Below are 15541 nucleotides of genomic sequence, written 5' to 3'. Positions count from 1 at the left end.
GGGCGGCGGTGACCGTCATTACGCACTCTCCCCGGTACCGCGGTACACCGACCGCACGAGGTCGGCCAGGTCCATGCCGGCGACCGCGTCCTCGATGCCGTCCTCGGGCTCGGCCGGCGGCTCCTCGGGGACGAGCTCGCCGAGCAGGTGGCGGGCCAGCGGCAGCGGCGACGGATGGTCGAACACGAGGGTGGCCGGCAGCCGCAGCCCGGTGGCCGCGCCGAGCCGGTTGCGCAGTTCGAGCCCGGCCAGCGAGTCCAGGCCGAGGTCGAGGAACGCCTTCTCGGCGTCCACCGCGCTCGCGTCGTCGTAGCCCAGGACGGCGGCGACGTGCGTGCGGACGAGGTCGAGCAGGAGTCGCTCGCGGTGCACCGGATCCAGGTCCGCCAGCCGCTCGGCCAGCGGCTTCTCCACCGCCGCCGGCGCGGTCGCGACCGGGCGGGAAGCCTTGCGGCCCAACGCCCGTAGCAGAGCCGGCGGTTCGCCCCCGGCGGGCGCGGTCTTCAGCGGCACGAGGACCGGCCCGCCGCCGAGCGCCGCGTCGAACAGCGCGAGGCCCTCGGCGACGGACAGCTCGGCCACGCCGGTGCGGGCGAGCCGGTCGCGGTCGATCTCCGCGCCCGCCCCCTCCCACGGGCCCCAGGCGAGCGACGTCGCGGGGAGCCCGGCGGCCGCCCGGTGCTCGGCGAGCGCGTCGAGGAAGACGTTCGCGGCCGCGTAGTTGGCCTGCCCGGCGGCCAGTACGAGGCCGCCCGCCGAGGAGTAGAGGACGAACGCCGCGAGGTCGTGGTCGCGGGTCAGCTCGTGCAGGTGCCAGGCCGGGTCGGCCTTGGCCGCGTACACGGCGTCGATCTGGGCGGGGGTCAGCGCGGTCAGGATCGCGCTGTCCATCCGCCCGGCCGCGTGCACGACGGCCGTCAGCGGGTGCTCCGCCGGGATCGCGGCCAGCAGGGCGGCGAGCCCGTCGCGGTCGGCGCCGTCCCACGCGGCCACGGTCACGTCCGCCCCCAGGGCCGCCAGGTCCGCGCACAGTTCCGGCACGCCGGGCGCCTGCGGTCCGCGCCGGTTCGTGAGCACCAGCCGGCGTACGCCCCGGGCGGTCACGAGGTGCCGGGCCAGGTGCCCGCCGAGCAGGCCGGTACCGCCGGTGATCAGGACCGTCCCGTCGGGGTTCCAGGCGGCGGCGGCCCCGACGGTGCCCTGCGGCTCCAGTCGCGGCAGCAGCAGCCGGCCGTCGCGCAACGCCATCTCCGGTTCCCCGGTCGCCACGGCCGCGGCGAGCATCCGCCGGGACTCCGCGGTGTCGTCGCTGTCCACGAGCAGGACGCGGCCGGGGTGCTCGGCCTGGGCCGCGCGTACGAGGCCCCAGATGGGGGCGGCGGCCAGGTCCGGTCCGCCCGGTGTGAGCACCGCGCGGCGGGTCACCACGACCACGGTCGCGTCGCTGTCGGCCAGGGCGGCCCGCAGTCCGTCCACTGTGGCGTACGCGGCCGCGCGGGCGTCGGCGAGCACGTCACCGGTCGCCGGGGCGGCCCGGTCGAGCACGACGACCGACGGGTCCGGTTCGGCCGCGGCGAGCACCGGCCCGGGCCGCCAGCCTATGCGCAGCAACGCTTCCGGTGCGGTGCTCACCCCGTCGAGCTGCCCCGCCGCGACGGGCCGGACGGCGATCAGGTCCACCGAGCCGACCGCCGCGCCGCCCGGGTCGGCGAGGGTCAGCTCGACGCCGCCGGGGACCTGCCGGGCGCGGACGCGCAGCGCCGCCGCACCCCCGCCGGTCAGGCGTACGCCGTTCCACGCGAACGGGATGGTGGCCTCGGTCAGCGCCGACGGTCCCCCGTCGACCAGGAAGTCCATCGTCCCGAGGGCCGCGTCGAGGAGGGCCGGGTGCAGTCCGTAGCGGGCGGCGTCGGCGGGGTCGGCCAGCGCCACCTCCGCGTACGCGGACCCGCCCGACCGCCAGACCTTGCGCAGCCCCTGGAACTGGGGCCCGTAGCCGAATCCGAGGTCCGCCAGGTGCTCGTAGACGCCGTCGAGGTCGACCGGGTCGGCGCCGGGCGGCGGCCACACTGTCAGGTCGGCGGTCAGGTCGGCGGCCGGCGTGGCGGCGGCCCGGCCGAGGCGGCCCTGGGCGTGCAGGGTCCAGGTCGCGCCGCGCGAACCGGCCGGCCGCGCGTAGATCGACAGCGGGCGGCCGCCGTCCTCCTCGGCTCCGGCGACGAGGCGTACCGTCATCGCCTCCCCGGCCGGCACCACGAGCGGGCGGTGCTGGGTCAGCTCCTCCACCACGTCCAGGCCCACCTCGTCGGCGGCCTGCACGGCCAGCTCCACGAAGGCCGTGCCCGGCAGCACGGTACGCCCGTGGATGACGTGGTCGCCGAGCCAGCCGACGCTGTCGGCGGACAACCGTCCGGTGAGGACGACCGCGCCGGTGTCGGGCAGGTCGACGACCGCGCCCAGCAGCGGGTGCGTGGCCGCGGTCAGGCCGGCCGCGGCGACGTTCCCGGCGGCCTCGCTGGCGTCGAGCCAGTAGCGCCGGCGCTGGAACGCGTACGTCGGCAGCGGCACGGTACGCCCGCCCGGGTGGACCGCGGCCCAGTCGACCGGGCCGCCGTGGGCGTACACGCGGCTGACGGCGTCGAGCACGGCGACCGCTTCGTCGCGGCCGCTGCGCTGCACCGGGGTCAGGAGAACGCCGTCGGCCGCGTCGCTGAGGCACTCGGCCACGAGCGCGGTCAGCACGGCGTCCGGCCCGAGCTCGACGAACCGGGTCACGCCCTGCGCCCGCAGCGCCGCGACGGTGTCGGTGAAGCGGACCGCCTGGCGGACCTGGCGTACCCAGTAGTCGGGGCTCGGGTCGCCGCCGAGGACCACCGGGATCACCGCCGGGTGGTGCTCGATGCCTTCGGCGACCACCGCGAACTCGGGCAGCATCGGGTCCATCCGGCCGGAGTGGAAGGCGTGCGAGACGCGCAGCCGCTTGGCGGAGCCGAATCCGGCGGCCACCTCGGCCACGGCGTCCTCGTCACCGGCGAGCACGATCGAGCGGGGCCCGTTGATCGCCGCGATGTCGACGCCGTCGCGCAGGGCCGGGCGTACCTCGGCCTCGGTCGCGCGTACAGCCATCATGGCTCCGCCCGGCGGGAGCGCCTGCATGAGGGCCGCGCGGGCAGACACCAGCGCGCAGGCCCCGGCGAGGTCGAGCACCCCGGCGACGTGCGCCGCGGCCAGTTCGCCGATCGAGTGCCCGGCCACCACGTCCGGGCGTACGCCCCACGACTCCAGCAGGCGGTAGAGCGCCACCTCGACGGCGAAGATGGCCGGCTGGGCGTACCCGGTCCGGGCGAGATCCTGACCGTCGCCGTGCCACATGACGTCGCGCAGGTCGGCCGGCAGCTGGGCGAGGACTTCGTCCAGCGCTCGGGCGAAGGCGGGGAAGGCGGCGTACAGGGCGCGGCCCATGCCCAGCCGCTGCGATCCCTGGCCGGTGAAGACGAACGCGGTACGCCCGCCCGGCCGGGCCCGCCCGGTCACGGCGCCGTCGGCGACCGCGGCGTCGGCGAGCCGCTCCAGCCCGGTGAGGGCCGCCGCCCGGTCCGCCGCCACGACGACCGCCCGGTGTTCCAGCGCGGTACGCGTGGTCCCCAGCGAGTACGCCACGTCCGCGAGGCCGGCTTCGCCGGAGACGAGGTACGCGTGCAGCCGCCGCGCCTGGTCGCGCAGGGCGTCCGGGTGGGCCGCGCTCAACGGCAGCGCCACGACGGGCGGCTGCGCTCCCGGCGCGGAGGCGGCGGCGGAGGCGGCAGCGGGTGCCTCCTCGACGATGAGGTGGGCGTTGGTCCCGCTGATGCCGAACGAGGAGATGCCGGCGCGGCGCGGGCGGCCGTTCGCCGTCCACTCCCGTGGCGAGGTCAGCAGTTCCACCGCGCCCGACGACCAGTCCACGTGCGGGGAGGGCCGGTCCACGTGCAGCGTCCTGGGCAGCAGCCCGTTGCGCAGCGACAGGACGACCTTGATGAGGGCGGCGACGCCGCCGGCCGCCTGGGCGTGGCCGATGTTGGACTTGACCGAGCCGAGCCACAGCGGCCGCTCGCGGTCCTGGCCGTAGGTGGCCAGCAGCGCCTGGGCCTCGATGGGGTCGCCGAGCTTCGTGCCCGAGCCGTGCGCCTCCACCGCGTCCACATCGGACGGCTGGAGCCCGGCGGCGGCGAGCGCGGCCCGGATGACCCGCTCCTGGGACGGGCCGTTGGGGGCGGTGAGGCCGTTGGAGGCGCCGTCCTGGTTCACCGCGCTGGCGCGCAGGACGGCCAGGACGGTGTGGCCGTTGCGGCGGGCGTCGGAGAGGCGTTCGAGCAGGACCAGCCCGGCCCCTTCGGCCCAGCCGACCCCGTCGGCGGCGGCTGAGAACGACTTGCACCGCCCGTCCGGCGCCAGGACGCCCTGGCGGCTGGAGTCCACGAACAGGTCGGTGTTGGACAGCATCGTGACGCCGCCCGCGAGGGCCAGCCCGCACTCGCCGCCGCGCAGCGCCTGGGACGCCAGGTGCAGGGCGACCAGCGACGAGGAGCAGGCGGTGTCGATCGTCATCGACGGGCCTTCGAGGCCGAGCAGGTAGGAGACGCGGCCCGAGACGACCGCGCCCGAGCTGCCGTTGGCCAGGTAGCCGGCGACCTCGGCGGGCGCGTCCTTGGCCCGGCTGCCGTAGTCGTCGTACATGGCGCCCGCGAACACGCCGGTGAGGCTGCCGCGCAGGGCGGCGGGGTCGATGCCCGCCCGTTCGATCGCCTCCCACGCGCATTCGAGCAGCAGCCGCTGCTGCGGGTCCATCGCCAGCGCCTCGAACGGGCCGATGCCGAAGAAGGCCGGGTCGAACCAGATCCCCTCGGGCACGAAGCCGCCCTCGCGGGCGTACGTCTTGCCGCGCTTGCCGGGCACCGGGTCGTAGACGCCCGCGATGTCCCAGCCCCGGTCGGCCGGGAACGGGACCACCGCGTCCACCCCGTCGACCAGCAGCTGCCAGAGCTGTTCGGGCGTCTGCACACCGCCGGCGTACCGGCAGGCCATCCCGATGACGGCGATCGGCTCGTCCAGCGCGGCCGCCGTGGTCGTGGCGGCGGCCCGGCCGGGCGTACCGATGAGCTTCGTCTGGAGGAACGTCCCGACCGCCCGGGCGGTGGGGTGGTCGAAGACCAGCGTCGCGGGCAGGGTCAGCCCGGTGGCCGTGCCGAGCAGGTTGCGCAGTTCGATCGCGGCCAGCGAGTCGAAGCCGAGCTCCTTGAAGGCGCGCCCGCCGTCGAGCGCGGCCGGGTCGTCGTAGCCGAGGACCGCGGCCGCGTGGCGGACCACCAGGTCGGTGAGGAGGCGGTCGCGCTCCGGTTCGGCCAGCCCCGCGAGGCGTTGCGCCAGCGGCAGTTCGCGGGCGGCCGCCGGCGCGGCCCGGCGCACGGCGGGCGCGAACCCCCGCAGGAGCGCGGGCAGGTCGTCGGTGCGCTGCCGCAGCGCGGCCGGGTCCAGGCGCAACGGCGCGACGACCGCCGCCCCCGTACGCAGAGCCGCGTCGAACAGCCGCAGCCCGGTGGCGACGCTGACGGCGGGCAGGCCGAGGCGCTGCATCCGGCGCAGGTCGGTGTCGGTGAGGGCGCCGCCGAGGCCGGTGTCCTTGTCCCACAGGCCCCACGCGAGCGCGGCGGCGGGCTGCCCGGCGGCGGCCCGGTGCTCGGCGAGCGCGTCGAGGAACGTGTTGGCGGCGGCGTAGTTGGCCTGCCCGGCGGCGAGCACGAGGCCGCCGGCCGAGGAGACGAGGACGAACGCGGTGGCGTCGCCGGCCAGCTCGTGCAGGTGCCAGGCACCGTCCACCTTGGCCCGCAGGACGGTGTCGAGCTGGTGCGGGGTCAGCGTTTCGGCCGTCGCCGCGTCGGCGGTGCCCGCGGCGTGCACGACGCCGGTCACCCGGCCGGCCGTGGCCAGCAGCGCCTCGACACTCGCGCGGTCGGCCATGTCGCACGCGGCCACGGTGACCGCCGCGCCGAGCGCCTCCAGTTCGGCCACCAGTTCGGCGACCCCGGGGGCGGCCGGACCGCGCCGTCCGGCGAGCAGGAGCCGGCGTACGCCGTGACGGGCGGCGAGGTGCCGGGCGAACTCCCCGCCCAGCCCGCCGGTGCCGCCGGTCACGAGGACGGTTCCGTCGCCCCAGTCCGGGGCCGTGCCGTCGGCCGCCGTGCGGACGAGGCGGGGCACGAAGACGCCGTCCGGGCGTACCGCCGCCTCGGGTTCGCCCGCGGCCACGATCGCCGGCAGCCACGCGAGGGCGTCGCCGTCGGCTTCGACGAGCGTGAAGCGGCCGGGGTGCTCGCCCTGCACGCCGCGGATCAGACCCGCGACCGCGGCGTGGGCCAGCTCGCCGGTACGCCGGACGCACACCACCCGCGCGGCGCCCGGCAACGCGGCCTGCACCGTGGACAGCAGCTCGCGCGCGACCTCCCGGGCCCGCCCGGGCAGGTCGCCGTCCGGCCGGTACGCGCCGCAGTCCACCACGACGACGTCGGCCGCCGGAACCGGCTCGCCCAGGCCGACGACCGCCCAGCCGTCGGGCAGGCGCTCGGCGGCGGTGAGCGTACGCGGCTGCCACTCGACGATCAGCAGGTCGCCGTCGTCGGCCGGGGGCAGTTCCACAGCGGCCCGGGAGACGAGGCGGTCCACCGTGGCCACCGGAAGCCCGTCGCCGTCGGTGAACTCCATCGCGGACTCTTCGGCGCCGTTGATCTTCGTGATCCGTACGCGCAGCGCCGACGCCCCGACGGCGTGGACGCGTACGCCGGACCACGCGAACGGCAGCAGCGTCGGCCCGTCGCCGTCGTCGAGGAGGTCCGCGTGCATGGCCGTGTCGAAGAGCGCGGGATGCAGCCGGTACGCCCCGGCCCCCCGCGCGGTGTCCTCGGGCAGCTCGACGTCGGCGTACACCTCGTCGCCCAGGCGCCACGCGGCCAGCAGTCCCTGGAACGCCGGACCGTAGCCGTAGCCGCGGTCGGCCAGCCGCCCGTACGCGTCGTCCAGGTCCAGCGGTACCGCGCCCGGTGGCGGCCAGGCGCCCGGGACCGGGGCCGGCGTGCCGGGATCGTCGGCGGTCAGCGTGCCGGAGGCGTGCCGCTGCCAGGGCGACTCGGAGTTCTCCGGCCGCGCGTACACGGCGACGGTACGCCCGCCGCCCGCCGGAGCGCCGACGACGACCTGGATCGCGGCGCCGCCCTCGGGCGCCATCACGAGCGGCCGCTCGATGGTCAGGTCGGCCACCGCGGCGCACCCGGACTCCGCGGCGGCGACCAGCGCCAGTTCCGCGTACGCGGTGCCCGGCACCAGGATCGCGCCCCGCACCACGTGGTCGCCGAGCCACGGCTGCGCCCGGGCGGACAGCCGTCCGGTGAGGACGATCGACTCCCCCGCCGCCGCGCCGGTGCCGGGCGTGCTCAGCGCGGCCCCCAGCATCGGGTGGTGCACGGCCCGCTGGCCGAAGCGGGTCACGTCACCGGACGGCGTCGCGTCGAGCCAGAAGCGGCGGCGCTGGAAGGCGTAGGTGGGCAGGTCGGCGCGGGCCGGTCCGGCGCCGAGCAGGGCCGGCCAGTCGACCCCGGCACCGCGGTCGTGCACCGCGACGAGAGCAGTCAGCGCCGTGGTGACCTCGTCCCGGTCGCGGCGGACGAGCGGGACGAACGCGTACTGTTCGCCGGCGACCGAGCGGCCGAGCGCGGAGAGGATCCCGTCGGGACCCACCTCGACGAAGGTGGTGACCTCCTGCGCGAGGAGGGTGTGCACCGTGTCGGCGTACCGGACGGTGTCGCGGACGTGCCGCACCCAGTAGGCGGGGCTCGTCACGTCGCCCGCCGCGACCACGGCAACGGCGGGCTCGGCGTAGGCCAGGCTCTCGGCGACGGCGGCGAACTCCGCCAGCATCGGCTCCATCAGCGGCGAGTGGAACGCGTGGCTGACCGGCAGCCGGTGCGACAGGACGCCCCGCTGCCGGGCCGTCTCGGCGATCGCGAGCACGGCGGCCTCGTCGCCGGAGACGACCACCGCGGCCGGGCCGTTGACGGCGGCGATCCCGACGCCGTCCTCCTTGCCCGCCAGCAGTTCCCGGACGTCCTCTTCGGACATCGCGAGCGCGACCATGGCCCCGGGCCGGTCCGGCAGCTCGCACATCAGGCGGCCGCGGGCGGCGACGAGGGTGGCCGCCCCGGCGAGGGTGAGGACCCCGGCGGCGTGCGCGGCGGCGATCTCGCCCACCGAGTGCCCGGCGAGCCGGTCCGGGCGTACGCCCCACGATTCCAGGAGGCGGAACACGGCCACCTCGAACGCGAACAGGGCGGCCTGGGCGAGATCGGTGCGGTCGAGGGCACCCTCGGCGCCGTCGAAGACCAGCTCCCGCAGACCCGGTACGCCGCGCGCGACGTCGAGGGCCGCACACGCTTCGTCGAAGGCCGCGGCGAACACCCCGAAACGCGAGTAGAGCCCCTTGCCCATCCCCGTACGCTGCGCGCCCTGCCCGGTGAACAGGAAGGCGACCCGCCCCTCGGCCGCGGCCGTGACCGGCGTGCCGCCGTCGGCGACGGAGTCCAGGGACCGCAGCAGCGCAGCGGCGTCGGCGGCGACCACACCCGCGCGGTGGGCGAGGGCGGCCCGCGACGTGGCGAGCGCGTGCGCCAGCACGCCCGGATCGGTGCCGCCGTCGGCGACCACCTGCCGCAGGCGCTCGGCTTGCGCGCGCACTGCTTTCGGCGTACTCCCGGAAAGGAGGAAGGGCCACGGCGCGGCCGGTCCCTCCACAGTGGCCACGACGGCGGCCGGGGGTTCCTCGATGATGACGTGGGCGTTGGTGCCGCTGATGCCGAACGACGAGACGGCGGCCCGGCGCGGGCGGCCGTTGCGCGTCCACGCGCGGGCCTCGGTGAGCAGCTCGACCGAGCCGGTGCTCCAGTCGACGTGCCCGGACGGCGCGTCGACGTGCAGGGTACGCGGCAGGACCTCGTGGCCGAGCGCGAGGACCATCTTCATGACGCCCGCGACGCCCGCGGCGGCCTGGGTGTGGCCGATGTTGGACTTGATCGAGCCGAGCCGCAGCGGCGCGGCGCGGTCCTGGCCGTAGGTGGCCAGCAGGGCCTGCGCCTCGATGGGGTCGCCGAGGACGGTGGCCGTCCCGTGGCCTTCAACCGCGTCCACATCGGACGTACGCAGTCCGGCGTCGGCGAGCGCCTGGCGGATCACGCGCTGCTGGGACAGGCCGTTGGGGGCGGTGAGGCCGTTGCTGGCGCCGTCGTGGTTGACCGCCGAGCCGCGCACGAGCGCGAGGACCGGGTGGCCGAGGCGCTGGGCGTCCGACAGCCGCTCCAGGACGAGCATGCCGGCGCCCTCGCCCCAGCCGGTCCCGTCGGCGGCGTCGGCGAACGAGCGGCTGCGCCCGTCGGCGGACAGGCCGCGCTGGCGGCTGAAGTCGATGAACGTGTCCGGTGTGGACATGACGGTGACGCCGCCCGCGAGGGCGAGACCGCACTCCCCGCGCCGCAGTGCCTGGACGGCGAGGTGCAGCGTGACCAGCGACGATGAGCACGCGGTGTCCACGGTGACCGTCGGCCCCTCCAACCCCAGCGCGTACGCCACCCGGCCGGAGACGACGCTCGCGAGGCTGCCGTTGCCGATGTAGCCGGCGACGTCCTCGGGCACCGTGCCCAGCCGCGTCGCCCAGTCGTGGTACATGACCCCGGCGAACACCCCGGTCGCCGAGCCGCGCAGGCGCGACGGGTCGATCCGGGCGCGCTCCAGCGCCTCCCACGAGATCTCCAGCAGCAGCCGCTGCTGCGGGTCCATCGCCTGCGCCTCGCGCGGTCCGATCTCGAAGAACTCGGGGTCGAACAGGGCCGCGCCGGACAGGAAGCCGCCGTCGCGTACGTAGGTCTTGCCCGAGCGGCCGGGCTCGGGATCGTAGATGGCGCCGACGTCCCAGCCCCGGTCGGCGGGGAACGGGCCGATCGCGTCGACCTCGCCGGCCAGCAGCCGCCACAGGTCCTCGGGCGACTCCACGTCGCCGGGGTAGCGGCAGCTCATGCCGACGATCGCGATCGGCTCGCCGCTGGCCACCGCCGCCTGGACCGCGGTCTGGCGGCGCGCGCCGTCGAGCCGCTCGCGCAGGTGGTCGGCGATCGCGCGCGGCGTCGGGTAGTCGAACACCAGCGTCGCGGGCAGGCGCAGGCCGGTCGCGGCGTCCAGCGCGTTGCGCAGCTCGATCGCCGCCAGCGAGTCGAACCCCAGCTCGCTCAGGGCCCGCTTCGGCGCGACCGCCGCCGGCCCGCTGTGGCCGAGCACCGTCGCCACGTGCCGGCGTACCAGATCGAGCAGGTCGTTCTGCGCGGCCTGCTTCCGGGCCGCCGTCGGTGCCAGTCCACGCAACATCGGGGGTACGCCGTCCGGCCGTGCCTTCACCGCGGGCAGGTCGAGGCGTACCGGGACGAGGGCCGGTTCTCCCGAGGCGACGGCCAGGTCCAGCGCGGCCAGGTTCTCCTCGACGCTCAGCGGCGGTACGCCCTGCCGCAGCAGGCGGGCCCGGTCGGCGTCGCGCAGGGCGGCGCCCATCCCGTCGGCGCCGTCCCACAGCCCCCAGGCCGGCGCCGTCGCCGGTTTCCCCTCGGCCGTGCGGTGGGCGGCGAGCGCGTCGAGGAAGGTGTTGGCCGCCGCGTAGCCCGCCTGCCCAGCGCCGTCGAAGTGCCCGGCGGCCGAGGAGAACAGGACGAACGCGGTCAGCTCGCGGCCGGCGGTCAGCTCGTGCAGATGCCAGGCACCGTCCACCTTGGATCTGAGTGTGGCCCGCAGCTGCTCCGCGGTCATCACGGCGACCGTGGCGTCGTCGACGACCCCGGCGGCGTGCACGACCGCCGTCACGTCGACCTTCTTGAGGGCAGCGGCCAGGGCGGCGCGGTCGGCGACGTCGGCGGCGACCGCCTTCACCCGGGCGCCGGCCGCCGTGAGGTCGGCGATCAGGGTGTCGGCACCGGGCGCGCCGGGACCCCGGCGGCTGATCAGCAGCAGCTTCCGTACGCCGTGTGCGGCCACGAGGTGGCGGGCGACGAGGGCGCCGAGGCCGCCGGTCCCGCCGGTGACGACGACGGTCCCGGTCGTCGGCCAGCTGAATCCGGCCGGTGCCGGGTCGGCCGCGGGGCGGAACCGGGCGAGGCGGGGGACGAGCGCGCCCGCGCCGGTGAGGCGGATCTCCGTCTCCCCCGCCGCGAACGCCGCCGCCACGACGGCTTGCAGACCTTCGTCAGCGGGATCGGCGCCCTGCGTGGTGTCGGCCCGCTCGGCGTCGGCCTGCTCAGTGTCGGCCCCCTCGGTGTCGGCCCGTGTGGTGTCGGCCCGTGTGGTGTCGGCCCGTGTGGTGTCGGCCCGTTCGACCATGAGGATGCGGCCGGGGTGCTCGGCGGCGGCCGAGCGGACGAGGCCGCGGACGGCTGCGGCGGCGAGGCCCACGGGCACCGTCACGACGAGGCGGTCGGCGTCCGCGCGGTCGGTGCTCAGCCACTCCTGGATCGCCGCGCGGCAGCGGTCGGCCGCCTCATGGACGGCGGCCGGGAGGCCGCCCGCCTCGGACGGTACGGGCGCGGCGAAGGTCAGCCGCAGATCGCCGGCGGATTCCACGGACTCCGTCGCGGGCGGCGGCACCCACTCCACCCGGTACAGCGGGGCGTCCACAGGGGACTCCAGCAGGCCGGCGGCCACGGGACGCGTACGGAACGAGGCGACGGTCGCGACCGGTTCCCCGGCGGCGTCCGCGAGGACCAGGCTCACGTCTCCGGCCGCGCCCGGCGTGATCCGGGCCCGCAGCGCCGAGGCGCCGTGGGCGTACCGGGTGATGCCGTTCCAGGCGAAGGGCAGGTGCACGGCGCCGTCGGCGGTGGCCCCGGACGCGAAGTCGGTCGCCTGCAGCACCGCGTCCAGCAGCGCCGGGTGCAGCCCGAACCCGCCCGGCCGGGCCGCCGGGGCGGCGATCTCCGCGTACACGTCGGTGCCGAGGCGCCAGGCGGCACGCAGGCCCTGGAACGCCGGGCCGTAGCCGTAGCCCTGCTCCGCCAGGTTCTCGTAGAAGCCGTCCAGCGCGATCGGCTCGGCACCCGGCGGTGGCCATGCGGACGAGAGCGCGAATGTGGGCGCCGCGGCCGGGGACAGGCGACCGGAGGCGTGCCGGGTCCACGTCGTGATGTCGCCGTCGGAGCGCGAGGCGAACTCGATCGGCCGGTCGCCCGCCTCGTCCGGCGTACCGACGACGAGTTGCAGGGCCACGCCGCCGGGCGGCAGCACGAGCGGGGCGTGCAGGGTCAGCTCGCCCACCGAGACGCAGCCGACCCGTTCGCCCGCGTGCAGGGCCAGCTCGACGAACGCGGTCGCGGGCAGCAGCGTACGCCCGGCGATCGTGTGGTCGGCCAGCCACGGCTGGGTCGCCGCCGAGATCCGTCCCGTCAGGACGGTCGGGCCGCCCTCCAGGTCGACCTGCGCGCCGAGCAGCGGATGGCCGGCGCCGGCCAGGCCCAGCCCCGCGGCGTCCGCCGGAACCGGTGGCGGCGCCCAGAAGTGGTCGCGCTGGAAGGCGTACGTGGGCAGGTCGACGCGGGCCGCTCCGGCGAAGTGGGCCGGCCAGTCGACCCGGCCGCCGCGCGCGTACAGGCGGCCGAGCGCGGCCAGCACCGTCTCCGCCTCGTCCGACCCGTCGCGCATCAGGGGCACGAATGTCACGTCTTCGCTGCTCACGCCCGCCCGGGCCAGCGCCGACAGCACGGGGTGCGGTCCCGCCTCCACGACGGTACGCACACCGAAGCCGCCCAGTTCCGCCACGGCGTCGGCGAAGCGCACCGGTTCGCGTACCTGCCGGACCCAGTAGTCGGGCGTACGCAGTTCGGCCGGATCGGCGACGCGGCCGGTGACGGTGGACACGAGCGGGACGGTGGGCTCGGCGTACTCGACGAACTGCAGGATCTGCCGGTACTCGGCGAGCATCGGCTCCATCAGCGCCGAGTGGAAGGCATGCGAGACGCGCAGCCGCTGCGCGCCGGTGAAGTGCGCGGCGACGGCGTCGACCGCGGCCTGCTCGCCGGAGACGACCGTCGCGGTGGGACCGTTGACGGCGGCGATGCCCGCGCCGTCGGTGAGCCGGGCGCGCACCTCGTCCTCGGCGGCCGGGATGGACACCATCGCGCCACCGGTGGGCAGCGCCTGCATGAGACGGCCGCGGGCGGCCACCACCGTGCAGGCGTCCGCGAGGTCCCAGAGCCCGGCGATGTGCGCCGCGGCCAGTTCGCCGATGGAGTGGCCGAGCACGACCGCCGGGCGTACTCCCCAGGATTCGAGGAGCCGGGCGAGGGCGACCTCGACGGCGAACAGCGCGCACTGCGTGTACGCCGTCTGCGCCAGCAGGTCGGCGTCGGAGCCGGCGAGGACGTCGCGCAGCGGCCGGTCGAGCTGGAGGTCGAGGTGGCTCGCGGCCTCGTCGAAGGCGGCCGCGAACACGGGGTACGCGAGGGCGAGCGAGCGTCCCATGCCGAGGCGCTGGGCACCCTGCCCGGTGAAGATCATGGCGAGTGTGCCGGGCCCGGCGGTGTCCGCGATCGCGGCGGAGCCCTCGGCGACGGCGGCGAGGCCGGCGCGGGCGGCATCGAGGCCGGCGGCCACGACGGCGGCGCGGTGGCCGTGGGCGGCGCGGGTGGTGGCGAGCGAGTGGCCGAGGTCGGCGAGGCGGACGGGCTCGTCGAGGCGGGCGAGCAGCCGGCGGGCCTGGGCCCGCAGCGCCTGCTCTCCCTTGGCGGAGAGCACGAGCAGCGCGGGACCGTCCGCATCGGACACCGCGGCCGGGACGGGAACGGGCGGTTCTTCGATGATGACGTGGGCGTTGGTGCCGCTGACGCCGAAGGAGGAGACCCCGGCCCGGCGCGGTTGCCCGCCGCGCGGCCAGGCGCGGGACTCGGTGAGCAGTTCGACCGAGCCGGCGCTCCAGTCGACGTGCGGCGTGGGCGCGTCGACGTGGACGGTGCGCGGCAGGGTCTCGTGGCGCATCGCCATGGCCATCTTGATGAGCCCGGCGGCGCCGGCGGCGGCCTGGGTGTGGCCGATGTTCGACTTGACCGAGCCGAGCCACAGCGGTTCACCGCGATCGCGCCCGTACGCCGACAGCAGCGCCCGCGCCTCGATCGGGTCGCCGAGGCGGGTGCCGGTGCCGTGCGCCTCGACCGCGCCGACGTCCTGCGGTCGCAGCCCGGCGTCGGCGAGCGCGGCGCGGATGACGCGCTCCTGCGCGACGCCGCTGGGCGCGGTGAGCCCGTTGGAGGCGCCGTCGGAGTTGACGGCGGTGCCCCGGATCACGGCCACGACGGTGTGCCCGTTGCGGACGGCGTCGCTGAGCCGTTCGAGCACGAAGAGCCCGGCGCCCTCGCCGAAGGCGGTGCCGTCGGCCGCCGCGGCGAACGCCTTGCACAGGCCGTCGGCGGCGAGGCCGCGCTGGCGGCTGAAGGCGGTGAACGTGCCCGGGGCGGCGAGGATGGCGACGCCGCCGGCGAGGGCGAGGCCGCACTGGCCGCGGCGCAGCGCCTGGACGGCGAGGTGCACCGCGACGAGCGAGCCGGAGCAGGCGGTGTCGACGGTGAGCGCGGGCCCCTCCAGCCCCAGCGAGTACGCGACGCGCCCGGCGATGACGCTCGGGGCGTTGCCGGTGAGCAGGTAGCCGTCGAGGCCGTCGGGGGCCTCGTGCAGGCGGGGGCCGTACTCCTGGGCCTCGGCGCCGACGAAGACGCCGGTCACCGAGCCGCGCAGGCTGTCCGGGTCGATGCCGGCGCGCTCGACGGCCTCCCAGGCGGTCTCCAGGACGACGCGCTGCTGCGGGTCCATGGCGGACGCCTCGCGCGGGGCGATGCCGAAGAAGTCCGCGTCGAACCGGGCCGCGTCCGGCAGGAACCCACCGGTACGCACATAGCTCGTGCCGGGCTTGTCGGGGTCGGGGTCGTAGAGCGCTTCGAGGTCCCAGCCGCGGTCCTCGGGGAACGGCGTGAGCACGTGGCGTCCGGCGGCGACGAGGTCCCACAGCTGTTCGGGCGAGGCGACCCCGCCGGGATAGCGGCAGCCGATGCCGATGATCGCGATGGGCTCGTCCGGGTCGACCCGGTCGGCGGCCGGCCCGGTGACCACGGCCTCGTCGAACCCGGCCAGCGTACGCACGACGGCCACGATCGCCGCCGGGGTCGGGTGGTCGAACGTGACGGTGACGGGGACGGCGAGCCCGGTCGCGGCGGCCAGGCGCTCCGCGAACTCCACGGCGGCCAGCGAGTCGAAACCCAGCTCCCGGAACGGGAGACCGGCGTCGACGGCGGCCGGGGACCCGCCGGGGTGGACGATCGCCAGGACGTCCCGGGTCACGTCGAGGACCAGCCCGGTCAGGTGAGCGTCGCGGCGGGCCGGGTCGAGCTCCGCCAGCCGGCGTACGAGCGGGGCGTCCATGGGCTCCTCCACCTTCGTCACGGTC

At 76.6% G+C, this 15541-nt stretch carries 1 protein-coding gene; it reads right to left on the bottom strand.

Annotated features, from left to right (window positions below):
- Positions 1-18: 18 nt before the first annotated feature.
- Positions 19-15537, bottom strand: a complete 15519-nt coding sequence (locus G401_RS48075; RefSeq protein ID WP_211240832.1) for a type I polyketide synthase — start codon at positions 15535-15537, stop codon at positions 19-21.
- Between the last annotated feature and the right edge of the window lie 4 nt (positions 15538-15541).

Origin of the sequence: Hamadaea tsunoensis DSM 44101 (assembly GCF_000428945.1) — a bacterium.
Taxonomy (GTDB): Bacteria; Actinomycetota; Actinomycetes; order Mycobacteriales; family Micromonosporaceae; genus Hamadaea; species Hamadaea tsunoensis.
Note: the sequence above shows the minus strand (reverse complement) of the source record. Positions and strands in the feature narration are given on the sequence as shown.